This window comes from Pseudomonas sp. 14P_8.1_Bac3, assembly GCF_025466085.1.
In the GTDB taxonomy this organism is placed as follows: Bacteria; Pseudomonadota; Gammaproteobacteria; order Pseudomonadales; family Pseudomonadaceae; genus Aquipseudomonas.
In genome coordinates, this window is record NZ_JANLOD010000010.1 from 131,665 (window position 1) to 155,124 (window position 23,460).

27 protein-coding genes and 1 pseudogene are annotated in these 23,460 nt (G+C 59.9%); 26 read left to right on the forward strand and 2 right to left on the reverse strand.

The window, feature by feature from the left end; translation table 11 throughout:
- The first annotated feature begins 156 nt into the window (after positions 1 to 156).
- From rluC to sppA, 3 genes are read left to right on the forward strand one after another with little or no spacing between them, the layout of a single operon-like run.
- A complete protein-coding gene (gene rluC, locus NTD84_RS04350; RefSeq protein WP_262163777.1) occupies positions 157 to 1,119 on the forward strand; it encodes a 23S rRNA pseudouridine(955/2504/2580) synthase RluC in 963 nt (320 codons plus the stop codon).
- Entirely contained in the window at positions 1,106 to 1,768 is a 663-nt protein-coding gene (locus tag NTD84_RS04355) for an HAD-IA family hydrolase (RefSeq protein ID WP_262163778.1), read from the forward strand. The genes rluC and NTD84_RS04355 overlap by 14 nt, the downstream gene beginning before the upstream one ends.
- Positions 1,769 to 1,792: 24 nt before the next feature.
- Positions 1,793 to 2,782, forward strand: coding sequence for a signal peptide peptidase SppA (sppA, locus tag NTD84_RS04360; RefSeq protein WP_262163779.1), 990 nt, complete (start codon positions 1,793 to 1,795; stop codon positions 2,780 to 2,782).
- A gap of 48 nt (positions 2,783 to 2,830) precedes the next feature.
- On the opposite strand, the gene NTD84_RS04365 is transcribed toward sppA, so the two are convergent.
- Positions 2,831 to 3,409 (reverse strand): Maf family protein, encoded by a 579-nt coding sequence (locus NTD84_RS04365; RefSeq protein WP_262163780.1) that lies wholly within the window; start codon positions 3,407 to 3,409, stop codon positions 2,831 to 2,833.
- Between the two features lie 105 nt (positions 3,410 to 3,514).
- Between NTD84_RS04365 and NTD84_RS04370 the strand changes: the two genes are divergently transcribed.
- From NTD84_RS04370 to araH, 23 genes and pseudogenes are all read left to right on the forward strand, one after another.
- Positions 3,515 to 4,042 (forward strand): YceD family protein, encoded by a 528-nt coding sequence (locus NTD84_RS04370; RefSeq protein WP_004371317.1) that lies wholly within the window; start codon positions 3,515 to 3,517, stop codon positions 4,040 to 4,042.
- A gap of 13 nt (positions 4,043 to 4,055) precedes the next feature.
- Positions 4,056 to 4,238: a 50S ribosomal protein L32 gene (gene rpmF / locus NTD84_RS04375; protein WP_003179396.1), complete on the forward strand. Its 183-nt coding sequence runs from the start codon at positions 4,056 to 4,058 to the stop codon at positions 4,236 to 4,238.
- Between the two features lie 3 nt (positions 4,239 to 4,241).
- Entirely contained in the window at positions 4,242 to 5,252 is a 1,011-nt protein-coding gene (plsX, locus tag NTD84_RS04380) for a phosphate acyltransferase PlsX (protein WP_262163781.1), read from the forward strand.
- 125 nt (positions 5,253 to 5,377) lie between these two features.
- Positions 5,378 to 6,316, forward strand: coding sequence for an ACP S-malonyltransferase (gene fabD, locus NTD84_RS04385; RefSeq protein ID WP_262163782.1), 939 nt, complete (start codon positions 5,378 to 5,380; stop codon positions 6,314 to 6,316).
- 16 nt (positions 6,317 to 6,332) lie between these two features.
- Entirely contained in the window at positions 6,333 to 7,076 is a 744-nt protein-coding gene (fabG, locus tag NTD84_RS04390) for a 3-oxoacyl-ACP reductase FabG (protein WP_007942004.1), read from the forward strand.
- A 191-nt stretch (positions 7,077 to 7,267) separates the two neighbouring features.
- Entirely contained in the window at positions 7,268 to 7,504 is a 237-nt protein-coding gene (gene acpP, locus NTD84_RS04395) for an acyl carrier protein (protein ID WP_010165887.1), read from the forward strand.
- A 108-nt stretch (positions 7,505 to 7,612) separates the two neighbouring features.
- Complete coding sequence (gene fabF / locus NTD84_RS04400; protein ID WP_262163783.1) at positions 7,613 to 8,857, forward strand: beta-ketoacyl-ACP synthase II; 1,245 nt, start codon at positions 7,613 to 7,615, stop codon at positions 8,855 to 8,857.
- Positions 8,857 to 9,672 (forward strand): aminodeoxychorismate lyase, encoded by an 816-nt coding sequence (gene pabC / locus NTD84_RS04405; RefSeq protein WP_262163784.1) that lies wholly within the window; start codon positions 8,857 to 8,859, stop codon positions 9,670 to 9,672. Before fabF ends, pabC begins: the two co-directional genes overlap by 1 nt.
- A 3-nt stretch (positions 9,673 to 9,675) precedes the next feature.
- Positions 9,676 to 10,920, forward strand: coding sequence for an endolytic transglycosylase MltG (gene mltG / locus NTD84_RS04410; RefSeq protein ID WP_262163785.1), 1,245 nt, complete (start codon positions 9,676 to 9,678; stop codon positions 10,918 to 10,920).
- Between the two features lie 19 nt (positions 10,921 to 10,939).
- Positions 10,940 to 11,572 (forward strand): dTMP kinase, encoded by a 633-nt coding sequence (gene tmk, locus NTD84_RS04415; protein ID WP_262163786.1) that lies wholly within the window; start codon positions 10,940 to 10,942, stop codon positions 11,570 to 11,572.
- Complete coding sequence (locus tag NTD84_RS04420; RefSeq protein WP_262163787.1) at positions 11,565 to 12,551, forward strand: DNA polymerase III subunit delta'; 987 nt, start codon at positions 11,565 to 11,567, stop codon at positions 12,549 to 12,551. The genes tmk and NTD84_RS04420 overlap by 8 nt, the downstream gene beginning before the upstream one ends.
- Before the next feature lie 32 nt (positions 12,552 to 12,583).
- Positions 12,584 to 12,940, forward strand: coding sequence for a PilZ domain-containing protein (locus NTD84_RS04425; protein ID WP_262163788.1), 357 nt, complete (start codon positions 12,584 to 12,586; stop codon positions 12,938 to 12,940).
- Positions 12,941 to 12,955: 15 nt separating this feature from the next.
- Positions 12,956 to 13,741, forward strand: a complete 786-nt coding sequence (locus NTD84_RS04430) for a TatD family hydrolase (protein ID WP_262163789.1) — start codon at positions 12,956 to 12,958, stop codon at positions 13,739 to 13,741.
- A gap of 342 nt (positions 13,742 to 14,083) precedes the next feature.
- The gene (locus NTD84_RS04435) at positions 14,084 to 14,722 is read left to right on the forward strand and encodes a TetR/AcrR family transcriptional regulator (protein ID WP_262163790.1); all 639 of its coding nucleotides are present in this window, start codon (positions 14,084 to 14,086) and stop codon (positions 14,720 to 14,722) included.
- A 138-nt stretch (positions 14,723 to 14,860) separates the two neighbouring features.
- Positions 14,861 to 15,829, forward strand: coding sequence for a GTP 3',8-cyclase MoaA (locus NTD84_RS04440; protein ID WP_262163791.1), 969 nt, complete (start codon positions 14,861 to 14,863; stop codon positions 15,827 to 15,829).
- Between the two features lie 175 nt (positions 15,830 to 16,004).
- Positions 16,005 to 16,613, forward strand: coding sequence for a DUF4823 domain-containing protein (locus NTD84_RS04445; protein ID WP_262163792.1), 609 nt, complete (start codon positions 16,005 to 16,007; stop codon positions 16,611 to 16,613).
- 17 nt (positions 16,614 to 16,630) lie between these two features.
- Positions 16,631 to 17,191 (forward strand): DUF1285 domain-containing protein, encoded by a 561-nt coding sequence (locus NTD84_RS04450; protein WP_262163793.1) that lies wholly within the window; start codon positions 16,631 to 16,633, stop codon positions 17,189 to 17,191.
- A gap of 93 nt (positions 17,192 to 17,284) precedes the next feature.
- The gene (locus tag NTD84_RS04455) at positions 17,285 to 18,001 is read left to right on the forward strand and encodes a FadR/GntR family transcriptional regulator (RefSeq protein WP_262163794.1); all 717 of its coding nucleotides are present in this window, start codon (positions 17,285 to 17,287) and stop codon (positions 17,999 to 18,001) included.
- 42 nt (positions 18,002 to 18,043) lie between these two features.
- Positions 18,044 to 18,919: an SMP-30/gluconolactonase/LRE family protein gene (locus NTD84_RS04460; RefSeq protein WP_262163795.1), complete on the forward strand. Its 876-nt coding sequence runs from the start codon at positions 18,044 to 18,046 to the stop codon at positions 18,917 to 18,919.
- A 197-nt stretch (positions 18,920 to 19,116) separates the two neighbouring features.
- A pseudogene (locus tag NTD84_RS04465) lies at positions 19,117 to 19,242 on the forward strand (short-chain dehydrogenase); the annotation flags it as partial.
- A gap of 115 nt (positions 19,243 to 19,357) precedes the next feature.
- The gene (locus tag NTD84_RS04470) at positions 19,358 to 20,362 is read left to right on the forward strand and encodes a substrate-binding domain-containing protein (RefSeq protein WP_262163796.1); all 1,005 of its coding nucleotides are present in this window, start codon (positions 19,358 to 19,360) and stop codon (positions 20,360 to 20,362) included.
- A 66-nt stretch (positions 20,363 to 20,428) separates the two neighbouring features.
- Entirely contained in the window at positions 20,429 to 21,973 is a 1,545-nt protein-coding gene (gene araG / locus NTD84_RS04475; protein ID WP_262163797.1) for an L-arabinose ABC transporter ATP-binding protein AraG, read from the forward strand.
- Positions 21,974 to 21,985: 12 nt separating this feature from the next.
- A complete protein-coding gene (gene araH / locus NTD84_RS04480) occupies positions 21,986 to 22,954 on the forward strand; it encodes an L-arabinose ABC transporter permease AraH (protein ID WP_262163798.1) in 969 nt (322 codons plus the stop codon).
- Between the two features lie 70 nt (positions 22,955 to 23,024).
- Here the strand turns inward: araH and NTD84_RS04485 are convergent, their stop codons facing one another.
- A complete protein-coding gene (locus NTD84_RS04485; RefSeq protein ID WP_262163799.1) occupies positions 23,025 to 23,405 on the reverse strand; it encodes a Rho termination factor N-terminal domain-containing protein in 381 nt (126 codons plus the stop codon).
- Positions 23,406 to 23,460 lie beyond the last annotated feature (55 nt).

Sequence of the window (23,460 nt, forward strand, 5' to 3'; positions counted from 1 at the left end):
GCCCCGTAGGACGGCCTCTCGTCCTCGTGAATTGCGTTGGTCAGGGCCGGTTTTTGACCGTTTGTCCGCTGTCCAGGCCACTTTTGGCGGCGTTCGCGACTATAGCAGCAATGATTAAGTGCTTCAATTCCATAAAAAATTGTTATCATCCGCGCCATGACGACTACTGCCCCTTCGACCCCAGGCGTACAACTGCTTGAGGTCTCGCCGGAATATGCCGGCCAACGTATTGATAACTTCCTTCTCGCTCGGCTCAAAGGCGTGCCCAAGACTTTGATTTACCGCATTTTGCGCAAGGGCGAAGTGCGGGTGAACAAAGGCCGGATCAAGCCTGAATACAAGCTGCAGGCGGGCGATATCGTGCGGGTGCCGCCGGTTCGCGTGCCGGAACGCGACGAGCCAGTGCCGCTGGCACAGGGCCTGCTACAGCGCCTCGAAGCCTCGATTGTTTATGAAGACAAGGCGCTGATCGTGATCAACAAGCCTTGCGGCATCGCGGTTCATGGGGGCAGCGGCCTGACGTATGGCGTGATCGAAGCCTTCCGTCAGTTGCGTCCGGATTGCAAGGAGCTCGAGCTGGTTCACCGCCTCGATCGTGACACCTCCGGCCTGCTGATGATCGCCAAGAAGCGCAGCATGTTGCGTCACTTGCACACGGCCTTGCGCGGGGATGGCGTCGATAAGCGCTACATGGCGCTGGTTCGCGGTAACTGGGCGACGTCGATCAAGCAAGTCCGGGCGTCGCTGGGCAAAAGCAATTTGCGTTCCGGCGAGCGCATGGTCGAGGTCGACGAGGAGGAGGGCAAGGAGTCTGTGACCGTGTTCAAAGTCCTGCGTCGTTTCGGCGACTTTGCCACCCTGGTTGAAGCCAGGCCAATCACTGGGCGGACTCACCAGATCCGTGTGCACACCCTGCACGCCGGGCACTGCATCGCTGGCGACACCAAGTATGGCGATGACGATTTCAGTAAGGAAATCCGCGATCTGGGCGGCAAGCGCCTGTTTCTTCACGCCTACATGCTGACCGTGCCATTGCCGGACGGTGGCGAACTGAAGTTGCAGGCGCCGGTCGACGAGATGTGGGCCAAGACCGTGGAGCGCCTGAGTGCACCCCTCTGAGTACAAGCTGCTGATTTTTGACTGGGACGGCACTCTCGCCGACTCCATTGGTCGGATTGTCGAGTCGATGCACGTTGCGTCCGAGCGCTCCGGCTTTCAGTTGCGCGATGATTTTGCGGTGAAAGGCATCATTGGCCTGGGTCTGCCAGAAGCCATTCGTACGTTATATCCGGACATCGGCGACGACGAACTGCTCGCTTTCCGGCAGCACTATGCCGATCATTATATCGCCTCGGAGGCCGTGCCCTCGCCGCTGTTCGAAGGCGTGGTCGAGTCGATGGAAGCGTTTCGGGCCGCGGGTTATCACCTGGCCGTGGCGACCGGCAAGGCCCGTCGCGGACTGGACCGAGTGCTGAAAGCGCACGGTTGGGACGATTATTTCGATATCACCCGGGCGGCTGACGAAACGGCCAGTAAGCCCCATCCGTTGATGCTTGAGCAGATTCTCGCGCATTGCGACGTTCGCCCGGAGCAGGCATTGATGGTCGGCGATTCGTCCTTTGACTTGCAGATGGCGCGCAACGCCGGCATGGCGTCGGTGGCTGTCAGCTACGGCGCACAATCGATCGAGGCGTTGAAGGTGTTCGAACCGGTGCTGGCCGTCGATCGTTTTTCAGAATTGCATGCCTGGCTGAGTCAGCGGGCCTAATAGATTTTTGCTGGGGTAGATGGCATGACCGACGAATGGAAAGCACCCGCCAAGGCGAGCGCGGAGAGCGGTGACGAGAAAAGCTGGAAGCTGCTGGAAAAGACGTTGCTTGCCAGTGTTCAGGAACAGCGCCGGTCGCGGCGTTGGGGGATTTTCTTCAAGCTGCTGACCTTTGTGTACCTGTTTGGCGCTTTGATTCTGTTCACGCCGCTGATGGACATGGAAAAAGCCGCCACCCGCAGCGCCAATTACACCGCGTTGATCGACGTGACCGGTGTGATAGCCGACAAGGAGGCCGCCAGTGCGGACAATCTCGTCGGCAGCCTGCGGGCCGCCTTCGAGGATAAAAAGGTCAAGGGTGTCATCCTGCGCATCAACAGCCCGGGCGGCAGTCCGGTGCAGTCGGGTTACGTCTATGACGAGATCCAGCGGTTGCGCGGTCTGCACCCGGATACCAAGGTTTACGCGGTGATCTCTGACCTGGGGGCTTCCGGCGCGTACTACATTGCCAGTGCGGCGGATCAGATCTATGCCGATAAGGCCAGTCTGGTGGGGTCCATTGGAGTGACGGCGGCGGGTTATGGGTTTGTCGGCACCATGGAGAAACTGGGCGTCGAGCGTCGTACCTACACTTCGGGAGAGCATAAGTCGTTCCTCGATCCGTTCCAGCCGCAAAAGCCTGAAGAAACTCAGTTCTGGCAGGGCGTTCTCGATACGACGCACCAGCAGTTCATCAACAGCGTCAAGAAAGGCCGTGGCGATCGCCTGAAGGACAAGGAACATCCGGAGCTGTTCTCCGGTTTGGTCTGGTCCGGCGAGCAGGCGCTGCCTCTGGGTCTGATCGACGGCCTGGGCAATGCCAGTTCGGTGGCTCGTGACGTGATTGGCGAAAAAGAGTTGGTGGACTTCACCGTTCAGGAATCGCCGTTCGATCGCTTCTCGAAAAAGCTCGGTGCCAGCGTGGCTGAGCAGCTGGCGATGTGGATGGGCTTCCACGGTCCTTCGCTGCGCTGATTATCCTGCTGCATAAAAATCCGGCCTTTTGGCCGGATTTTTTGATCTTTACGGTATCTGCACGCCTTCAGCCAGCAACATATCGATAAGGCGAATCAGCGGCAGGCCGATCAGGCTGGTGGCGTCAGGGCCTTCGGTGCTTTGAAACAGGCTCACTCCCAAACCTTCGGCCTTGAAGCTGCCAGCGCAATCGTAGGGCTGCTCGGCGCGTAAATAGCGTTCGATGCGGGCGCTGTCGAGTGTGCGCATGTGCACCGTAAACGGCACGCAGTCGACCTGACACTGTCCGGTCTGGCTGTTGAGCAGGGCCAGGCCGGTCAGGAATGTAACGCTGGCGCCACTTGAGGCAAGCAACTGCTCGCGGGCTTTTTCGAAGGTGTGAGGTTTGCCGATAATGCGCTCGTCGAGCACCGCGACCTGGTCAGACCCGATGATCAGATGGGCGGGGTGGGTGCCGGCGAGGGCCTGGGCTTTCTCGCTGGCGAGGCGCTTTACCAGTTCGACCGCGGACTCATGCGGACGATGGCTTTCATCGATATCCGGCGAGCTGCAGATGAATGGCAGCTGCAAGCGGGCCAGCAATTCCCGGCGATACACCGAGCTGGAAGCGAGTAATAAAGGCAGCATGCGCATCTCCTGAAGACAGGCGCGAATTCTAGCGAGGCTTTCAGGTGACGGACAGGGCTGAATTTCCTTTGACATGGCCGGGTGCATCCCTATAATGCTGCGCCTATGTTGAATGACCCGATTCCACCTCACGTTGACCCGCGCAAATTGGCTGATCGTGGCACCACCCTTCAAGGTGAACTGCTGCTGGCCGATTTGGAGAGACTCTGCGACCCGCTTTCCGATACTGTCGGTACGGTGCAGGCTAAATTCGTTTTTGAACGAGATGAACGTAAGTCTGTGGTAATCCACAGCTTTATCGACACCGAAGTCAAAATGGTTTGCCAGCGTTGTCTTGAGCTGGTCACCCTGCCGATCCACAGCGAATGCAGTTATGCTGTGGTGAAGGAGGGTGCGAATACCCAGTCGTTGCCGAAAGGTTATGACGTGCTGGAACTGGGCGAAGATCCTTTGGATCTGCAGTCACTGATCGAGGAGGAGCTTCTGCTCGCCTTGCCCATTGTGCCTGCTCATCATCCGGAAGAATGCCAGCAGCCGGCGGGTCTCGATGAGCCCGAACCGAGCGAGGACGAGGTAACGCGGTCCAACCCGTTCAGTGTATTGGCGCAGTTAAAGCGTGACCCAAACGTTTAGGAGTTAATCAATTATGGCTGTTCAGCAGAACAAAAAATCCCGCTCTGCCCGTGACATGCGTCGCTCCCACGACGCCCTCGAGGCTAGCACCCTGTCTGTAGAAAAAACCACCGGTGAAGTTCACCTGCGTCACCACGTATCGCCAGAAGGCGTATACCGTGGCCGTAAAGTGATCGACAAGGGCGCTGACGAGTAATCCTTGTCCGCTCAAGTCATCGCGATTGACGCAATGGGCGGGGACTTCGGTCCCCGCAGCATTGTTCAGGCCAGCCTTGCTTGTCTGATTGCTACGCCCTCGCTGCACCTGACCCTCGTCGGTCAACCCTCCCTTCTTGAAGAATTGATTGCCGGCCACTCGGCTGTGGATCGCTCGCGCCTGTCGATTGTGCCGGCATCCGAATTCATCACCATGGACGAAAAGCCGGCCCAGGCCTTGCGCGGCAAGCCGGACTCATCGATGCGTGTGGCGCTTGAGTTACTGCGCGACGGCAAGGTTCAGGCCTGCGTCAGCGCCGGCAATACCGGCGCGCTGATGGCGTTGTCGCGGTTCGTGCTCAAGACCTTGCCTGGCATTGATCGGCCAGCCATGGTCGCGGCGATCCCGACACAGAAGGGTTATTGCCAGTTGCTCGATCTGGGCGCCAACGTCGATTGCAGCGCCGAGCACCTGTTGCAATTTGCGGTGATGGGCTCGGTGGCGGCAGAAACCCTGGGTATCGTTCGCCCGCGCGTCGCATTGCTGAATATCGGCACCGAGGACATCAAGGGTAATCAGCAGGTCAAGCTGGCAGCGACCTTGCTGCAGAACGCTCGCGGCATTAATTACATCGGTTTTGTCGAAGGGGATGGTTTGTACCGGGGCGAAGCGGATGTGGTGGTGTGTGACGGCTTTGTCGGCAATATCCTGCTCAAGTCCAGCGAAGGCTTGGCGACCATGATCTCGGGGCGCATCGAAGCCTTGTTCAGAAAAAACTTTGCATCAAAAGTAGTCGGCGCCATGGCGCTGCCGCTGATGAGGCGCCTGCAAGCGGATCTCGCGCCTGCACGGCATAACGGCGCCAGTTTCCTGGGATTGCAGGGCATTGTGGTGAAAAGTCACGGTTCTGCAGGGGTTCAGGGTTTTCAGAGTGCTATCTCCCGGGCCTTGATCGAGATCCAGGAAAACCTCCCGGAGCGCATTCACGGTCGTCTGGAGGATTTGTTGCTTTAGGCGTTTTCGTCGGACAATGCTTAAATGTGACCGCTCAGTTCAATTGGCCATCCAACTGTCAGTTTCTTGCGTCCCCCAAGCGGGACGTCAACTCTCCGACGACAAGATCATTAGGGGCTTGTTACATGTCTGCTTCCCTCGCATTCGTCTTTCCAGGACAGGGTTCGCAGTCCCTCGGCATGCTGGCCGAGTTGGGCGCGCAACATCCGGTGATCCTCGAAACTTTCAAAGAAGCATCCGATGCTCTCGGCTACGACCTGTGGGCACTGACCCAGCAGGGGCCGGAAGAGAACCTCAATCAAACCGATAAAACCCAGCCGGCCATCCTGACCGCCTCGATCGCTTTGTGGCGTCTGTGGCTGGCGGAAGGCGGCGCGCGTCCGGCGTATGTCGCCGGTCACAGCCTGGGCGAATACAGCGCCCTTGTCGCTGCGGGTAGCCTGACGCTGGGCGACGCGGTGAAACTGGTCGAACGTCGTGGCCAGCTGATGCAGGAAGCCGTTCCAGCCGGGCAGGGTGGCATGGCCGCTATCCTCGGTCTGGACGATGCTGACGTATTGGCCGCCTGTGACGAAGCGGCGCAAGGCGAAGTGGTCAGCGCGGTCAACTTCAATTCCCCGGGGCAGGTCGTGATCGCCGGCGCCAAGGCTGCGGTCGAGCGTGCCATCGAAGGCTGCAAGGCCCGTGGTGCCAAGCGCGCCATGCCATTGCCGGTCAGCGTGCCGTCGCACTGTGAGCTGATGCGTCCTGCGGCGGAACGGTTTGCCGAATCGATCGCTGCAATTGACTGGCAGGCTCCGCAGATCCCGGTGGTGCAGAACGTCAGCGCCGAAGTGCCGGCCGATCTCGAAACCCTCAAGCGCGATCTGCTTGAACAGCTCTACAAGCCAGTACGCTGGGTCGAATCGGTCCAGGCGCTGGCCGCCAAGGGTGCGACCCAGCTGGTCGAATGCGGCCCTGGCAAGGTTCTGGCCGGCCTGAACAAACGCTGCGCCGAAGGCGTATCGACATCCAACCTCAATACCCCAGATGCTTTCGCTGCCGCTCGCGCAGCGTTGGCCTGAATCAGGAGAAGCTTGCATGAGTCTGCAAGGTAAAGTTGCACTGGTCACCGGTGCGAGCCGCGGTATCGGCCAGGCCATCGCCCTGGAACTGGGTCGTCAGGGTGCCATCGTCGTGGGCACCGCGACCTCCGCCTCGGGTGCCGAACGCATCGCTGCGACCCTGAAGGAAAACGGTATTCAAGGTACCGGCCTGGAACTCAATGTTACCAGCGATGAATCCGTTGCGGCGGTGCTGGCGAGCATTCAGGAGCAGTTCGGTGCGCCGGCGATCCTGGTCAATAATGCCGGTATCACCCGCGATAACCTGATGATGCGCATGAAAGATGACGAATGGCATGACGTCGTCGACACCAACCTGAACAGTCTGTTTCGCCTGTCCAAGGGTGTTTTGCGCGGCATGACCAAAGCCCGTTGGGGACGAATTATCAGTATTGGCTCGGTTGTGGGTGCCATGGGCAACGCAGGCCAAGTAAACTACGCTGCCGCCAAGGCGGGCCTCGAAGGTTTCAGTCGTGCCCTGGCGCGTGAAGTCGGTTCGCGTTCGATTACGGTAAACTCGGTGGCCCCTGGGTTCATCGACACCGATATGACTCGCGAACTGCCCGAGGCACAGCGTGAAGCCTTGCAGACGCAAATTCCGCTGGGTCGTCTGGGGCAAGCTCAAGAGATCGCGTCTGTGGTCGCTTTTCTTGCCTCTGACGGTGCGGCTTACGTTACTGGGGCTACAATCCCGGTGAACGGCGGGATGTACATGAGTTAAATGTGACGGATTGCTTCAAAAAAATGTCATACGAGCTGTCTAAAATCCGTTATAAAGCTGCAATCTATTTATAGGCAGAGGGTCGCAGGGTTTGAGGAGTGAAGCTTTCAGTTGAAAAACTGAAAAGGCTTTCTATACACTTACCCACTGGCCAGCTGCCTGAATTTGTCCATTAGGAGTGAAAACAAGGTATGAGCACCATCGAAGAGCGCGTCAAGAAAATCGTTGCCGAGCAACTGGGCGTTAAAGAAGAAGAAGTGACCAACACTGCTTCCTTCGTTGAAGACCTGGGTGCCGACTCCCTTGACACCGTTGAGCTGGTGATGGCTCTGGAAGAGGAATTCGAGACCGAAATCCCTGACGAAGAAGCTGAAAAGATCACTACTGTACAAGCTGCAATCGACTACGTTACTAGCCACCAGGCGTAATAGTTTGTAATCGTTGCTTGCTGTCATGGAAAAACCGCACTGCCATCCTGGCGTGCGGTTTTTTCTTTAGGCCTGATGCAAAGTCGTCATTTGAAAAAGGAGAGTGCTGTGTCGCGTAGACGCGTCGTAGTCACCGGTATGGGTATGTTGTCGCCACTGGGCACGGATGTGCCGAGCAGTTGGCAGGGCATTCTGGCTGGCCGCAGTGGCATTGGTCTGATCGAACACACCGACCTTTCTGCCTATTCCACCCGTTTTGGCGGCTCGGTAAAGGGCTTCAATGTCGAGGAGTACCTGTCGGTCAAGGAAGCGCGCAAGCTCGACCTGTTCATTCAGTACGGTCTGGCTGCCGGTTTCCAGGCGGTGCGCAACGCAGGCCTTGAAGTGACCGATGCCAACCGCGAACGCATCGGCGTGGCCATGGGCTCGGGTATTGGCGGTCTGACCAATATCGAAGAAACCAGCCGTACGCTGCATGACTCCGGCCCACGACGGATCTCTCCGTTTTTCGTGCCTGGCTCGATCATCAATATGATTTCCGGTTTCCTGTCGATCCACCTGGGGGCACAGGGACCCAACTACGCCATCGCCACTGCGTGCACCACCGGTACGCACTGCATCGGCATGGCGGCACGCAACATCATGTACGACGAAGCTGACGTGATGATTGCTGGCGGCGCCGAAATGGCCGCCTGCGGTCTGGGCATGGGCGGCTTCGGCGCCTCCCGAGCGCTCTCGACTCGCAACGACGAACCGACCCGTGCCAGCCGTCCATGGGACAAGGGCCGTGACGGCTTCGTCCTGTCCGACGGTGCCGGTGCACTGGTACTCGAAGAGCTGGAACACGCCAAGGCGCGCGGCGCGACCATCTACGCCGAGCTGATCGGCTTCGGCACCAGTGGCGACGCCTTCCACATGACTTCGCCTCCGGCTGACGGCGCGGGTGCTGCCCGTTGCATCACCAATGCCTTGCGCGACGCGAAAGTCAATGTCGATCAAGTCCAGTACGTCAACGCCCACGGCACCTCGACGTCGGCTGGCGACCTCGCCGAAGCCTGTGCGATCAAGTCGGTGTTCGGTGATCACGCCTACAAGCTGGCGGTCAGTTCGACCAAGTCCATGACCGGCCACCTGTTGGGTGCGGCGGGCGCCGTCGAGGCGATTTTCAGTGTGCTGGCGATCAACAGTCAGGTAGCACCTCCGACCATCAACCTCGACGAGCCGGACGAAGGTTGCGACCTCGATTTTGTGCCGCACACCGCGCGTAACATGGACATCGATGTGGTGCTGTCCAACTCCTTCGGGTTTGGCGGCACCAACGGCTCGCTGGTGTTCCGCCGGTTCGCTGGCTGATGGACAGCTGGGTCGACGGTCAGCCGGCTGACGCTCTGTCGCTGAAGGATCGCGGCCTGGCTTATGGCGACGGTCTGTTCGAGACCATTGCCGTGCGTGGCGGGCAGCCACTGTTGCTGGACCGCCATCTGGCGCGTCTGGCGCACGGCTGTTCGCGCCTGGCGATCACCGCCGATCACGCGTTGATCCGCAGCGAGCTGCTGGCCTACGCCGTGGCACTGGGTGAAGGTGTGCTCAAGCTTATCCTCACCCGGGGCGACAGTTTGCGCGGTTACGCGCCCGATCCTTCGGCCCAGGCTCGACGCATTCTGCAAAGCAGTCCGCCCGCGACTTATCCAGCCATTCATGGGGAGCAGGGCGTTCGCCTTTTTCCTTGCGCCACGCGACTGTCCATGCAACCGCTGCTCGCCGGGCTCAAGCATTTGAACCGTCTTGAGCAAGTCATCGCCCGTTCCGAGTGGCAAGACACCGAGCACGCCGAAGGCTTGATGCTCGATCGGGTCGGGCGGGTGATCGAAGGCGTGTTCAGCAATCTGTTCCTGGTGCGCAACGGCACGTTGATCACCGCCGATCTCAAACGCTGCGGTGTGGCCGGCGTGATGCGTGCCGAATTATTGTTTCAAGCCGAGTCGTTGGGGATCACCACGCACATCACCGACATTACCCTCGAACAGCTGCAATGGGCTGATGAAGTCTTCATCTGCAACAGCGTGTATGGCGTTTGGCCGGTGCGCGCCTATGCAGCACTGAGCTGGCCGGTTGGGCCGCTCACCCGTAAACTCCAAACCATTGCCCGCGCGCTACTGGATGCTTGATACGTGAGACGTAAACTCTTGCTGTTGCTGGAAACCGGCCTGGTTCTGGCGGGGCTGTGTCTGGGCGCCTCGGCCTGGAAAATCCATTCGGCGCTGGAACAGCCGCTGAACATTACCCAGGAAAAACTCCTCGACGTGCCCAAAGGCACGACACCCACCCGCACTTTCTATCGACTCGAAGCCGACGGCGTCATCAAGGATGCTTTCTGGCTGCGCGTGTATTGGCGCTTCAACCTGGCCCGACAGCCGCTGCACAGTGGCGAGTACCGCATGCAGCCCGGCATGACCGTCGAAGGCCTGATCGACCTGTGGAAGCGCGGGGAAATGGTTCAGTACAGCCTGACCCTGGTCGAAGGCTGGAATTTCCATCAGGTACGAGCGGCCCTGGCCAAGGACGAAAAGCTTGAGCAGACTTTGAATGGCTTGAGCGACAGCGACGTCATGGACAAGCTTGGCCACGCCGGAGTCTTCCCGGAGGGACGTTTCTTCCCGGACACCTACCGTTTCGTGCGTGGTATGACCGATGTCGAGCTGCTGAAAAAATCTTACGATCGCCTTGATGAAGTCCTCGCCAAGGAGTGGGAGCTGCGGGCGGCGGACGTGCCCTATACCGAACCCTATCAGGCGCTGATCATGGCCTCGCTGGTCGAGAAGGAAACCGGCGTTCCGCAGGAGCGCGGGCAGATCGCCGGGGTGTTCGTGCGGCGCATGGAAATGGGCATGCTGTTGCAGACCGATCCGACAGTGATTTACGGCCTGGGTGATCGTTACAACGGCAAACTGACCCGCGCCCATCTCAAGGAAGCGACCCCTTACAATACTTACGTGATCGCTGGCCTGCCGCCGACGCCGATTGCCATGGTCGGCCGCGAAGCGATCCATGCGGCATTGAATCCGGTGGCCGGCAACAGCCTGTATTTTGTCGCCCGCGGCGATGGCAGCCACGTGTTCTCCGATGATCTGGACGCCCATAACAACGCGGTGCGCGAATTCCAGCTCAAGCGCCGCGCCGATTATCGATCCAGCCCGGCACCGGCCAGCGCACCTGAAGCGACGAATGAGCCGGCGCCGCTCCCGGCGGCTTCGCCCGACACGGCCCCCGAAGCGTTGCCACCGGTAACGCCGCAAGCGCCGGTGCAGCCGCCCGCTCAAGCGCCGACCCAAGCGCCGGCTGAGGAATCTGCCAAAGAGCCCGCTGCCGCGCCTGCGCCCGAACCGGCCGCCCCCGCGCCGCAAAGCCCGCAATGATTCTGACTAAGGACTGCCCGTGACTGGCTTGTTTATTACCCTGGAAGGCCCGGAAGGCGCCGGCAAAAGCACCAACCGTGAATACCTCGCCGAGCGCCTGCGCGCCGCCGGTATCGAGGTGGTGCTGACCCGTGAGCCGGGCGGCACGCCGCTGGCCGAGCGCATCCGCGAAGTGCTGTTGGCGCCGGTCGATGAAGTCATGGATCCGGACACCGAGCTGTTGCTGGTATTCGCCGCGCGCGCCCAGCATCTGGCTGGCGTGATCCGACCTGCGCTGGCCCGTGGGGCCGTGGTTTTATGTGACCGCTTCACCGATTCGACCTATGCCTATCAAGGGGGAGGGCGTGGTTTATCGCTGGAGCGCATCGCGACCCTGGAAACGTTCGTCCAGGGCGACCTGCGCCCGAACCTGACGCTGATTTTCGATCTGCCGGTAGAAGTGGGGCTAGCCCGGGCCAGCGCTCGCGGTCGCCTCGACCGCTTCGAACTCGAAGGTCGTACCTTTTTCGATGCAGTGCGCAGCGCTTTCCTCAAGCGTGCTGAAGCCGACCCGGCGCGTTATGTGCTCGTCGACGCTGCCCAGCCGCTGGCGCAGGTTCAGCAGTCGCTGGACGCTCTCTTGCCGCGCCTGTTGGAGCTGACCCGTGGCTGAAGCCTATCCGTGGCAGGACAGCCTCTGGCAGCAGCTGGCCGGTCGCAAGCAGCATGCGCACGCCTATCTGTTGCACGGCCCGGCCGGGATTGGCAAACGCGCGCTCGCCGAACGCTTGATGGCCAGCCTGCTGTGCCAGCGTCCGACCGCGCAGGGTGCCTGCGGTGAATGCAAATCCTGCCTGCTGCTCAAGGCCGGCAGCCACCCCGACAACTACATCCTCGAGCCGGAAGAAGCCGACAAGGCGATCAAGGTCGATCAAGTACGCGATCTGGTCAGCTTCGTGGTACAGACCTCGCAGATGGGCGGGCGCAAAGTGGTGCTGATCGAGCCGGTCGAGTCGATGAACATCAACGCTGCCAACGCTTTGCTCAAAAGTCTTGAAGAGCCATCCGGCGACACGGTCCTCTTGTTGGTCAGCCATCAGACAAGCCGTTTATTGCCAACCATCAAGAGCCGGTGCGTGCAACAGGCTTGCCCGCTGCCGAGCGAGGCCATGAGCCTGGCGTGGCTGGCGACGGCGCTGCCGGACTGTGCCGAAGAAGAACGCATCGAACTGCTGACCCTCGCCGCCGGTTCGCCGCTGGCCGCGGTCAACCTGCACGCCCAGGGCGTTCGCGAACAGCGGGCGCTGGTGGTCGACGGCGTGAAGAAATTGCTCAAACAGCAACAATCGCCCACCCAACTGGCCGAAGGCTGGAACGCGATTCCGCTGTTGTTGCTGTTCGACTGGTTCTGCGACTGGTCGAGCCTGATCCTGCGTTATCAGTTGACCCAGGACGAAGCCGGGCTGGGGCTGGCCGATATGCGCAAAGTCATTCAGTACCTGGCGCAGAAGACTGGCCAGGACAAAGTCCTGAACATCCAGGACTGGATTCTCGCGCAGCGTCAGAAAGTCATGAGCAAGGCCAACCTCAATCGGGTGCTGTTGCTGGAAGCATTGCTTGTACAGTGGGCGTCTTTGCCAGCCCAGAAGTGACTAGACTCTGAACAACAGCAGTGGAGGTCCGCATGAATGAAGTCGTCAACCAGGGGCCACGTAACGGCATCTTGTCCTTGACCATCAAGGACAAATCCGTGCTTTACGCCGCCTACATGCCGTTCATCAAAAATGGTGGCCTGTTTATCCCGACCAACAAGAGCTACAAGTTGGGCGATGAGGTATTCATGCTGCTGAACCTGATGGACGAGCCGGAAAAAATCCCGGTGGCCGGCAAAGTCGCCTGGATCACCCCCAAAGGTGCTCAAGGCAACCGAGCCGCTGGCGTAGGGGTGCAGTTCAACGACGGCGACAATGCCGCGCGCAGTCGAATCGAAACCCATCTGGCCGGAGCCCTGAAGTCCGACCGTCCCACCCATACGATGTAAGTTGCAGCCCTTTTTATGCTCGTAGATTCTCATTGTCACCTTGATCGCCTCGACCTTGCCGCACACGACGGCTCCCTGGATGCCGCACTTGATGCGGCCCGGCAGTGCGGGGTAGGGCACTTTTTATGTATCGGCGTCAGCGTCGACAACGCGGCCGACGTCAAAGCCCTGGCCGAGCGTTATGAGGATGTCGATTGTTCCGTCGGCGTGCATCCGCTGGATGTGCAACCGGGAGCCGCGCCAGCGCTGGACTGGCTGCTGCAGGAGCTCAACCACCCACGTGTGATCGCGATCGGCGAAACGGGCCTGGATTATCACTACGAGCCTGAAGCCGCCGAGCTGCAGCAGGAATCGTTTCGCCTGCACCTGCAAGCCGCGCAGCAGACCGGCAAGCCGGTGATCATTCACACTCGCGGTGCGCGGGCCGACACCTTGAGCCTGTTACGCGAGGCCGCGCTGCCCCAGGCCGGCGTGTTGCACTGCTTCACCGAAGACTGGGAGATGGCCAAGGCGGCGCTGGACATGGGTTATTACATTTCCCTGTCCGGGATCGTCACGTTTCGCAATGCCGATGCGCTGCGTGATGTAGCCAGTAAGGTTCCTGCCGACCGCTTGCTGGTGGAAACCGACTCGCCGTACCTGGCGCCGATCCCTTATCGCGGCAAGCCGAACCTGCCGCAGTATGTGCGGGAAGTGGCAGAGTTCCTGGCGATGTTGCGTGGTGAATCCTATGAGCGGTTCGCCGAGCAGACCACGGAAAACTTCAAGCGGCTGTTCCCGCTCGCGCATGTGAAAGGCTGAATCGCAGGCAAAAAAAACCCGGGTTCTGGGGGGTGAATCCGGGTTAAGACCATTAGGAGTAAAACAATGGTACGCGGTCCGTTGGTACCAATATCGTCGCGGCACTTGGGGGAGATGCCCCGCCGACAGTTGAAGTATTGATCAGTATTGCGCCGAGTCCAGTCTACCGACCCCGGTTTTTAAACAATTTTGGAATACGGCCGCTTCAGAAGCGTTCTCATTACATGAGGACCTTGTCAGAATTCATCAAGAAACACAGATATGGTCGGATGATCCGTGCATTTTGGCGCAAGTTAGGCATAATACGCGGCTTCGAATTTTGACCCCGACAGACCTTTTCTTATGCATAAAGAACCTCGTAAGGTCCGTGAATTTCGTCGCCGTGAGCAAGAAATTCTCGATACCGCGCTCAAGCTGTTCCTCGAACAAGGTGAAGACAGTGTCACCGTCGAGATGATTGCTGATGCCGTGGGTATCGGCAAAGGCACAATCTACAAGCACTTCAAATCGAAGGCAGAAATCTATCTGCGCCTGATGCTCGATTACGAGCGCGATTTGAACGAGTTGCTGCATTCCGCCGACGTCGACAAGGACAAGGAAGCCCTGTCCCGGGCCTACTTCGAATTCCGCATGCGCGATCCGCAACGCTACCGCTTGTTCGATCGCCTCGAAGAAAAGGTGGTCAAGGGCAACCAGGTTCCAGAGATGATCGAGGAGCTACACAAGATTCGCGCCTCGAACTTCGAACGCCTGACCCTGCTGATCAAGGGCCGTATCAGCGAAGGCAAGCTCGAAGACGTCCCGCCTTACTTTCACTATTGCGCGTCCTGGGCGCTGGTGCACGGTGCCGTGGCGCTGTATCACTCGCCGTTCTGGAGCAATGTGCTGGAAGATCAGGAAGGTTTCTTCCAGTTCCTGATGGACATCGGCGTGCGCATGGGCAACAAGCGCAAGCGCGATACCGACTCCCCGAGCAACTGAGCCATTCAGTTGCCTTATTGCGCCATTATTTCGCTACATGGCGCAGTACCTCAGGAATATACTCAGGCATAGGACTTGCTAAAACTTGATTTGTGAGTCAAGTTTTGTGTCATCCGAAATCCTTGTGCCGGAGTGACCATGATCGTTGACCGTCAAGGCAGGCGTTTCCGCAACCTGCGAATCAGCCTGACCTCAGCCTGCAATTACGCGTGTACCTACTGCGTGCCCAACGGCAAGCGGCTGGTCGCTGCGCAGGATGAACTGTCGGCCGAAGCCATGGCGCGCGGCGTGGCATATTTGATCGAAGCCGCCGGCATCGAGCGTTTGCGCATCACCGGCGGCGAGCCGCTGGTCAGTCCCAAACTCGAAGCGTTCATGAGGGCCGTCGGGCAGATGGGCCTGGAAGACATCAGCCTGACCACCAATGGTCAACTGCTGGCGAAAAAACTACCGCTACTGGTAGACGCCGGCATCCGGCGCATCAACGTTTCCCTCGATACCCTGGACGCCGGTGCATTCCGCACGATCGCGCGTGGCGGTGATCTGGCGACAGTGCTCGACGGGATGGACCAGGCCAGCGCCGCCGGCATGAAGATCAAAGTCAATATGGTGCCGTTGCGCGGGCAGAATCTCGATCAGGTGATGCCGCTGCTCGATTACTGCCTGGAACGCGACTATGAACTGCGTTTTATCGAGCTGATGCGCATGGGGCACCTGGCCAGCGACTCCAACGCCTTCCTGCAGCAGTTTGTCAGTCTGCAACAGCTGTTGAGCCTCATCGGCGATCGCTACGAGTATCTCCAGGCGAATGCACCGGTCGACGCAACGGCTGTGCGCTACGAGATCCCTGGTCGGGGCTACTTCGGCGTGATCGCCAACGAAAGCGTGCCGTTCTGCCGCACCTGCTCGCGGTTGCGCTTGTCGTCGACGGGCTGGCTGCATGGCTGCCTGTCGTCGAGCAATCGTCACTATGTCGGAGATCTGCTGGACAAGCCGCGTCACCAAGCCTTGCCGGGCTTGCAGCGCCTTCTGGTGAAGGCGTTGGGTGACAAACAGGAAGTGGCATTTTCCGGTGGCGCCACCGTCATGAAGATTATTGGCGGCTGATCCGGCCTATTCGCGGGCAAGCCCGCTCCCACAGTGTGTGATGTCGACACATGACCTGTGGGAGCGGGCTTGCCCGCGAATGCGTTCTGCCAAACGACGATGTTCTTGAGCTGGCGCGGAAGCTGCATCCCATGGCCATTCGCCGGTTTTCCGTCACCGGCCTCTGGAGGGTAGGATGCGTAGCCTGGTTTTGCTGCTGGCCGTTTTGGGGCTTGGTGGCTGCATGAATGTCAGCGATCTGGCTGAAGGGACTCGCTACCACTTGAGCGACGCGGGTCTGCTTGACCACAGTGACAGCCGCCGGGTGAACAACCTGCGCATTCAGCCGGATTCGTTCGTCTACATCGCGCAAGGCGCCTTTGCCCCACCGGGCAGCGCGGTCTACCCGCGACCTAACGTGATCGCCGAAGTCGCCTTCGACGGTTTTATCGAATATTTCCCGATGGTTCGTCGCGCACGTGCGCCAGAAGGTCTCGACCAGGCCATGGGCGAAGCACGCGCGGCTGGTGCGCATTACCTGCTCTATACCCGTTTCGCCAAGTCAGACGACCGCATCGGCAACTCCGACGAGTGGCTGGACCAGGAAGCGGTGGACCGTCTCGGTATCGACACTGGCGTGATTCAAATCATGTTGATCGAGACCAGCACCCAGTATTTGATTGATACTGCGCGCATCAAGAGTCGTGGCGGTTTACTGACGTTCCACGACAAAAAGCCAGAAGACCTGATGGGCCCGCCGCTGGAACAATACGCGCGTAGCCTGCTGGGGCTCAGCGACCAGTAAATCCCAAGGAGAACGCCATGAGTGGCCCGCAAAAAGCCAACGACCTGCTGGGGCAAATCCCCAAGACCCAAGGCTTGCCACCGGTCCACTTGTGGAACCCCGATTTCTGCGGCGACATTGACATGCGCATCGCCCGCGACGGCACCTGGTATTACCTGGGCACGCCGATCGGGCGCAAGCCGATGGTCAAGTTGTTCTCCACCATCATCCGCCGCGACGGCGATGATTACTTCCTGATCACTCCGGTCGAAAAGGTCGGCATCAAGGTCGACGACGCGCCGTTCGTGGCGATTGCCGTGGATGTAGAAGGCGAGGGTGATAGCCAGCTGTTGCGCTTTACCACTAACGTCGATGAAACCGCCGAGGCCGGTGCAGAGCATGGGATTCGGGTGGTGATCGATCCGGTCACCCAGGAGCCGGCGCCGTACGTGCATGTGCGCACGAATCTCGAAGCATTGATTCATCGGAATGTGTTCTACCAGTTGGTGGAGCTGGCGGTGACGCGTGAGATCGACGGGCAGCGTTGGCTCGGCGTCTGGAGTGGCGGTGAATTTTTCCCCATTGGCCTTGAGCCTTAAGCAGCCCAATCGGGTTCCTGCTGAAATTCAAATTGACACTTAATCGTATGATGATTAGCGTGGGCATCCATCGCGAACGTCTTTGAGGTGTCCATGTCCAGCAGCTTTCACGCGTCGACGGTCGATTGGCTGGGCTGCTGGATTGCTGCGGGCCAAGTGAAACCGGGCGAAACCCTCAAGGTCGAGGCCGACCTCGGCGAACAACTCGGCGTCAGTCGCACAGTCATCCGCGAAGCCATCAAAACCCTGGTTGCCAAAGGCCTGCTCGAAGTGGGACCGAAGGTTGGCACCCGGGTGCTGCCGGTGCGGCGCTGGAACCTCTTCGATCCGCAGGTCGTGGGCTGGTTGTCACGCAGCGGCTTGCCGGAAAACTTTGTCGACGACCTGCTCGACCTGCGCCGCACCATCGAACCCATGGCCGTGCGCTGGGCCTGCGAGCGAGCGACAGTCGAGCAGGTGCAAGCAGTGCTTCAAGCCTATAACGCGCTGGAGCGTGCCGTGGACAGCGGGGTCGATTACAACCGCGCCGACCAGTTCTTTCACGAGTGCATTCTCGCCGCCAGCCACAACCAGTTTATCGAGCAAATGGTCCCGGCCCTCGGCGCGCTGCTGGCGGTGTCGTTCGAAGTGTCGGCGGCCGACCCGGACGAACTGCGCCGCACACTGCCCATTCACAAAGACATGGCCGACGCTATCGCCGCCCGGGATGCCGCGCGGGGTGTGTGGGCCTGCATGACCCTGATCGACAATGCGGACCTGGCCATCAAGCGTTTTTACCCGCAAGTCATGGCCGACAAAAAAGCCAGCTAACGGCGCGTTCACATAAAAACAAGAACACGTCAGGAGGATCTCATGGAGTGGACCGCAGTCACCCAGCACCGCGCGCAGTTAGGCGAAGGCCCGTTCTGGGACGCACCGACCCAAGCCCTGTACTGGGTCGACATCGCCGGCAAGCAAGCCTTGCGGCTGATTGGCGCCAACGTACAGATCTGGCAGATGCCGGAACACGTTTCCGCCTTCATCCCCTGCGAAAGCGGCGATGCGCTGGTGACCTTGAGCAGCGGCGTCTATCGACTGGACCTCGACTCACCTGGGCTTGAGCCACGGCTGACGCTGTTCTGCGTGGCCGACCCGCAACCCGGCAATCGCGGCAACGAAGCCCGCTGCGATGCCCAGGGCCGACTCTGGCTCGGCACCATGCAGAACAACCTCGGCGAAAACGGTGAAGACCTGCCGATTGTGCGGCGTTCCGGCGGCTTGTTCCGGATCGACCGCGATGCCCGGGTCACGCCGCTTCTTCGCGGTCTGGGCATTCCCAATACCTTGTTGTGGAGTGACGACGCCACCACGCTGCATTTCGGCGACAGCCTGGATGGCAAGCTCTACCAGCATTTCATCCGCACCGACGGCAACCTCGATCCGGCGACAGTCTGGTTCGGCCCGCATGAGCGCGGCGGGCCTGATGGCTCGGCGATGGACGCCGAAGGCTACTTGTGGAATGCACGCTGGGACGGCAGTTGCCTGCTCAGGCTGACGCCGGACGGCAAAGTAGATCGCGTGATCGAACTGCCGGTCAGCCGTCCAACCAGCTGCGTATTTGGCGGCGCTGACTTGAAAACCCTCTACATCACCAGCGCCGCCAGCCCGCTCCAGCATCCGCTGGACGGAGCGGTGCTGTCCCTTGAGGTCGATGTGCCAGGAAAATCGTGTACGAGATTTCTGGGTTAAATCCCAATATGCGGGACGTAAAATTATATATTGAGATTATTTGGCGGTCGGGTTTATAGTCGGCTGCACTAGTTACACGCACTCACACTTAAAAAAACAAAACAGGTGAAGTGATGCAGGAATTTTCCAACTCGTTTCTTGGCCGGACATCGACAGATGCCCGGTTTTTGCCGTGCCTGCGAAAGGGGTTCCGGCACGACACGTACCCACCCCGGCGCATCGGTCAGCCCGTTGAAGTGGCGATGACCTCGGTGTTCCTGGCCAGTGACGAAGAGCCGTTCATCACCATCGACGGTGGCCTTTCGGTCATGTACCACGACTGAATAAAACGTCCTTCAGACGCGGAACTCCGTCTGAAAGCCAATCATCATACGATATGACTATTTGCGGTACCGGCTTGCAAAATAACGCTCAAAAAAAATAACAAGGAGTCAGCTTATGAATCGTCGTCGTGGAATCCGTTCCCTGTGCTGCGCCGCTTTGGCGGTCACCGCGGTAAGCCTCAGCAGTACGTTGCTGGCGGCCGAGGAAGTGAAGATCGGCTTTCTGGTCAAGCAGGCCGAAGAGCCCTGGTTCCAGACCGAATGGGCCTTCGCCGAAAAGGCCGGAAAAGACAAAGGCTTCACGGTCATCAAGATCGCCGTGCCGGACGGTGAGAAAACCCTCTCCGCCATCGACAGCCTGGCCGCCAACGGCGCCAAGGGATTCGTGATTTGCCCGCCCGACGTATCCCTCGGCCCTGCCATCATGGCCAAGGCCAAAGCCAACGGCATGAAAGTCATTGCCGTCGACGACCGCTTCGTCGACGCCAGCGGCAAGTTCATGGAAGACGTGCCGTACCTCGGCATGGCCGCCTTCGAAGTGGGCCAGAAACAAGGCAACGCCATGGCTGCCGAAGCCAAAAAACGCCAGTGGGACTGGAAGGACACCTACGCGGTGATCAACACCTTCAATGAACTCGACACCGGCAAGAAACGCACTGACGGCTCCATCGATGCCCTGAAAAAAGCCGGGATGCCAGCCGACCACATTCTGACCTCGGCCCTGAAAACCCTCGACGTGCCGGGCAGCATGGACGCCACCAACTCGGCGCTGGTGAAGCTGCCTGGCGCGGCGAAAAACCTGATCATCGGCGGCATGAACGACAACACCGTGCTGGGCGGCGTGCGCGCCACCGAGAGCGCCGGTTTCGCTGCGGCCAACGTGATCGGCATCGGCATCAACGGCACCGACGCCATCGGCGAACTGAAAAAGCCTGATAGCGGCTTCTTCGGCTCGATGCTGCCTAGCCCGCACATCGAGGGCTACAACACCGCCGCGATGATGTTCGAGTGGGTCACCACCGGCAAAGAACCACCGAAGTACACCGCGATGGACGACGTGACCCTGATCACCCGCGACAACTTCAAGCAGGAACTGGAAAAAATCGGCCTGTGGAACTGAGGCGCGGTTGATTTCATCGGCGGTCCTGGCGACGGGGCCGCTTGGTCTGTGGGATGAGGTGGTTCTATGCACGCGCAAGTACAGACACAACACGACAGCGTCAGCGGCAGCCTGCGTTTCAACGGGATCGGCAAAACCTTTCCCGGGGTAAAGGCACTGGACGGCATCAGCTTCGTCGCGCATCCGGGGCAGGTTCATGCCTTGATGGGCGAGAATGGCGCCGGCAAATCGACCCTGCTGAAAATCCTCGGCGGCGCTTACACGCCCAGCAGTGGCGACCTGCAGATCGGTGAGCGGACCATGGCCTTCAAGTCCACCGCCGACAGCATCGGCAGTGGCGTGGCGGTGATCCACCAGGAGCTGCACCTGGTGCCGGAAATGACCGTCGCGGAAAACCTGTTCCTCGGTCATTTGCCCGCCAGCTTCGGCCTGATCAATCGCCGCGCACTGCGTCAGCAAGCGTTGGCCTGCCTCAAGGGCCTGGCCGATGAAATCGATCCGCAAGAGAAAGTCGGGCGCCTGTCTCTCGGTCAGCGGCAACTGGTGGAAATCGCCAAGGCGCTGTCCCGTGGCGCACACGTCATCGCGTTCGACGAACCGACCAGCAGCCTCTCGGCGCGGGAGATCGACCGCTTGATGGCGATCATCAGCCGCCTGCGCGACGAAGGCAAAGTGGTGCTCTACGTCTCCCATCGCATGGAAGAAGTGTTCCGCATCTGCAACGCGGTGACGGTGTTCAAGGACGGCCGTTACGTGCGCACCTTCGACGACATGAGTGAGTTGACCCACGACCAGTTGGTGACCTGCATGGTCGGGCGCGACATTCAGGACATCTACGATTACCGTCCGCGCAAGCGCGGTGCCGTGGCGTTGCGGGTCGATGGCCTGCTCGGGCCGGGCCTGCGTGAACCGGTGAGTTTCGACGCGCACAAAGGTGAGATTCTCGGCTTGTTCGGCCTGGTCGGCGCTGGCCGTACGGAGCTGTTCCGCCTGCTCAGCGGTCTTGAACGCAACACCGCCGGACGCCTGGAATTGCGCGGTCGCAAACTGCAACTGCGTTCACCCCGCGACGCGATTGCCGCCGGCATCCTGCTGTGTCCCGAAGACCGCAAGAAGGAGGGCATCATGCCGCTCTCCAGTGTCGCCGAGAACATCAACATCAGCGCCCGCGGCGCCCATTCCACCTTCGGTTGCCTGTTGCGTGGCCTGTGGGAAAAGGGCAACGCCGACAAGCAGATCAAGGCGCTGAAAGTGAAGACTCCCAGCGCCGCGCAGAAAATCATGTACCTGTCCGGCGGCAATCAGCAGAAAGCCATTCTCGGTCGCTGGCTGTCGATGCCCATGAAAGTCCTGCTGCTCGACGAACCCACCCGCGGCATCGACATCGGCGCCAAGGCCGAGATCTACCAGATCATTCACAACCTGGCTGAAAGCGGCATCGCGGTGATCGTGGTGTCCAGCGACCTGATGGAAGTCATGGGCATCTCCGACCGCATCCTGGTGCTCTGCGAAGGGGCGATGCGCGGCGAACTGTCCCGCGACGACGCGAACGAATCCAACCTGCTGCAACTGGCTTTGCCGCGCCACCGCGCTGACGGCGTGGCGAACTGAGAGGTAACTATGATGACAACCCAAAACAACGCGCTGCCTACCGAGCGCAAACCGCTGGACCTGCGGCGCTTCCTCGATGACTGGGTGATGCTGCTGGCCGCCGTCGGGATCTTCGTGCTCTGCACGTTGCTGATCGACAACTTCCTCTCGCCATTGAACATGCGTGGCCTGGGCCTGGCGATATCCACCACCGGGATTGCCGCATGCACCATGTTGTATAGCCTGGCATCCGGGCATTTCGATTTGTCGGTGGGCTCGGTGATTGCCTGTGCCGGTGTGGTCGCGGCGGTGGTGATGCGCGACACCGACAGCGTGTTTCTCGGCGTCGTGGCGGCGCTGTTCATGGGGCTGATCGTCGGGCTGATCAACGGAATCGTGATTGCCAAGCTGCGGGTCAACGCGTTGATCACCACGCTGGCGACCATGCAGATCGTGCGCGGCCTGGCCTATATTTTTGCCAACGGCAAAGCGGTGGGCGTGTCGCAGGAATCGTTCTTCGTCTTCGGCAACGGCCAGTTGTTCGGTGTGCCGGTGCCGATCCTGATCACCATTGTGTGTTTCCTGTTTTTCGGCTGGCTGCTGAATTACACCACCTACGGGCGCAACACCATGGCCATCGGCGGCAACCAGGAAGCGGCGTTGCTGGCCGGGGTGAACGTCGACCGGACCAAGATCATCATCTTCGCCGTGCATGGCGTGATCGGCGCGTTGGCCGGGGTGATCCTGGCGTCGCGCATGACCTCGGGCCAGCCGATGATCGGCCAGGGTTTCGAGCTGACGGTGATCTCGGCTTGCGTGTTGGGCGGGGTGTCGCTGAGTGGCGGGATCGGCATGATTCGCCACGTGATCGCCGGGGTGCTGATTCTGGCAATTATCGAGAATGCGATGAACCTGAAGAACATCGATACGTTTTATCAGTACGTGATTCGGGGTTCGATTTTGCTGCTGGCAGTGGTGATCGACCGCCTCAAACAACGGTAACACCCCATGCCAGTGGAAGCGGGCGTGCTCGCGAAGGGGCCGTCCGCTTCCATAAAAAAATGCCGAGCGCCTACCCAGCTTTGCGCAACGCTTCGATCAACTCCTGCTTGCGCATGCTCGACCGCCCCGGAATCTTCTTCGCCGCGGCTTCTTTTCTCAAACTGTCCACGGTCTGCGTATCCCGCGACGCCTTGCTGGCGCGCGGGTGACCCTCACGACTGGCCACCGCGCGCCGTGACGATTCCTTGCGATCCTCGGACTTGGCGCTCGCCGGCTTCTTGCGCCCGGAACCGCCTTTGCGTTCACCGCCGCCCGATTGCTTGTTCACCGTCGCCCAGGCGCGGGCCTGCGCTTCATCTTTAGAGACACCTTTATGCTCGTAGCTCTCTTCGATGTGCTCGGCCTTGCGCTTTTGCTCGGTGGTGTATTTGTCTTTGCTTCCACGAGGCATGGATGTTCTCCTGCTGCTTGTAGAGTCGGTCACAGCCGCGCACGGCCGCGACCTG

Excerpts from the sequence above, each read along its gene's own strand:
- pabC (WP_262163784.1), top strand. The coding sequence starts at position 8,857 with ATGGACAGCTGGGTCGACGGTCAGCCGGCTGACGCTCTGTCGCTGAAG.
- NTD84_RS04445 (WP_262163792.1), top strand. The coding sequence starts at position 16,005 with ATGCGTAGCCTGGTTTTGCTGCTGGCCGTTTTGGGGCTTGGTGGCTGC.
- araG (WP_262163797.1), top strand. The coding sequence starts at position 20,429 with ATGCACGCGCAAGTACAGACACAACACGACAGCGTCAGCGGCAGCCTG.
- rluC (WP_262163777.1), top strand. The coding sequence starts at position 157 with ATGACGACTACTGCCCCTTCGACCCCAGGCGTACAACTGCTTGAGGTC.
- sppA (WP_262163779.1), top strand. The coding sequence starts at position 1,793 with ATGACCGACGAATGGAAAGCACCCGCCAAGGCGAGCGCGGAGAGCGGT.
- NTD84_RS04485 (WP_262163799.1), bottom strand. The coding sequence starts at position 23,405 with ATGCCTCGTGGAAGCAAAGACAAATACACCACCGAGCAAAAGCGCAAG.
- NTD84_RS04460 (WP_262163795.1), top strand. The coding sequence starts at position 18,044 with ATGGAGTGGACCGCAGTCACCCAGCACCGCGCGCAGTTAGGCGAAGGC.
- NTD84_RS04365 (WP_262163780.1), bottom strand. The coding sequence starts at position 3,409 with ATGCTGCCTTTATTACTCGCTTCCAGCTCGGTGTATCGCCGGGAATTG.
- rpmF (WP_003179396.1), top strand. The coding sequence starts at position 4,056 with ATGGCTGTTCAGCAGAACAAAAAATCCCGCTCTGCCCGTGACATGCGT.
- NTD84_RS04370 (WP_004371317.1), top strand. The coding sequence starts at position 3,515 with ATGTTGAATGACCCGATTCCACCTCACGTTGACCCGCGCAAATTGGCT.
- NTD84_RS04470 (WP_262163796.1), top strand. The coding sequence starts at position 19,358 with ATGAATCGTCGTCGTGGAATCCGTTCCCTGTGCTGCGCCGCTTTGGCG.
- fabG (WP_007942004.1), top strand. The coding sequence starts at position 6,333 with ATGAGTCTGCAAGGTAAAGTTGCACTGGTCACCGGTGCGAGCCGCGGT.
- araH (WP_262163798.1), top strand. The coding sequence starts at position 21,986 with ATGACAACCCAAAACAACGCGCTGCCTACCGAGCGCAAACCGCTGGAC.
- NTD84_RS04430 (WP_262163789.1), top strand. The coding sequence starts at position 12,956 with ATGCTCGTAGATTCTCATTGTCACCTTGATCGCCTCGACCTTGCCGCA.
- acpP (WP_010165887.1), top strand. The coding sequence starts at position 7,268 with ATGAGCACCATCGAAGAGCGCGTCAAGAAAATCGTTGCCGAGCAACTG.
- NTD84_RS04440 (WP_262163791.1), top strand. The coding sequence starts at position 14,861 with ATGATCGTTGACCGTCAAGGCAGGCGTTTCCGCAACCTGCGAATCAGC.
- NTD84_RS04455 (WP_262163794.1), top strand. The coding sequence starts at position 17,285 with ATGTCCAGCAGCTTTCACGCGTCGACGGTCGATTGGCTGGGCTGCTGG.
- fabD (WP_262163782.1), top strand. The coding sequence starts at position 5,378 with ATGTCTGCTTCCCTCGCATTCGTCTTTCCAGGACAGGGTTCGCAGTCC.
- NTD84_RS04450 (WP_262163793.1), top strand. The coding sequence starts at position 16,631 with ATGAGTGGCCCGCAAAAAGCCAACGACCTGCTGGGGCAAATCCCCAAG.
- NTD84_RS04435 (WP_262163790.1), top strand. The coding sequence starts at position 14,084 with ATGCATAAAGAACCTCGTAAGGTCCGTGAATTTCGTCGCCGTGAGCAA.
- NTD84_RS04425 (WP_262163788.1), top strand. The coding sequence starts at position 12,584 with ATGAATGAAGTCGTCAACCAGGGGCCACGTAACGGCATCTTGTCCTTG.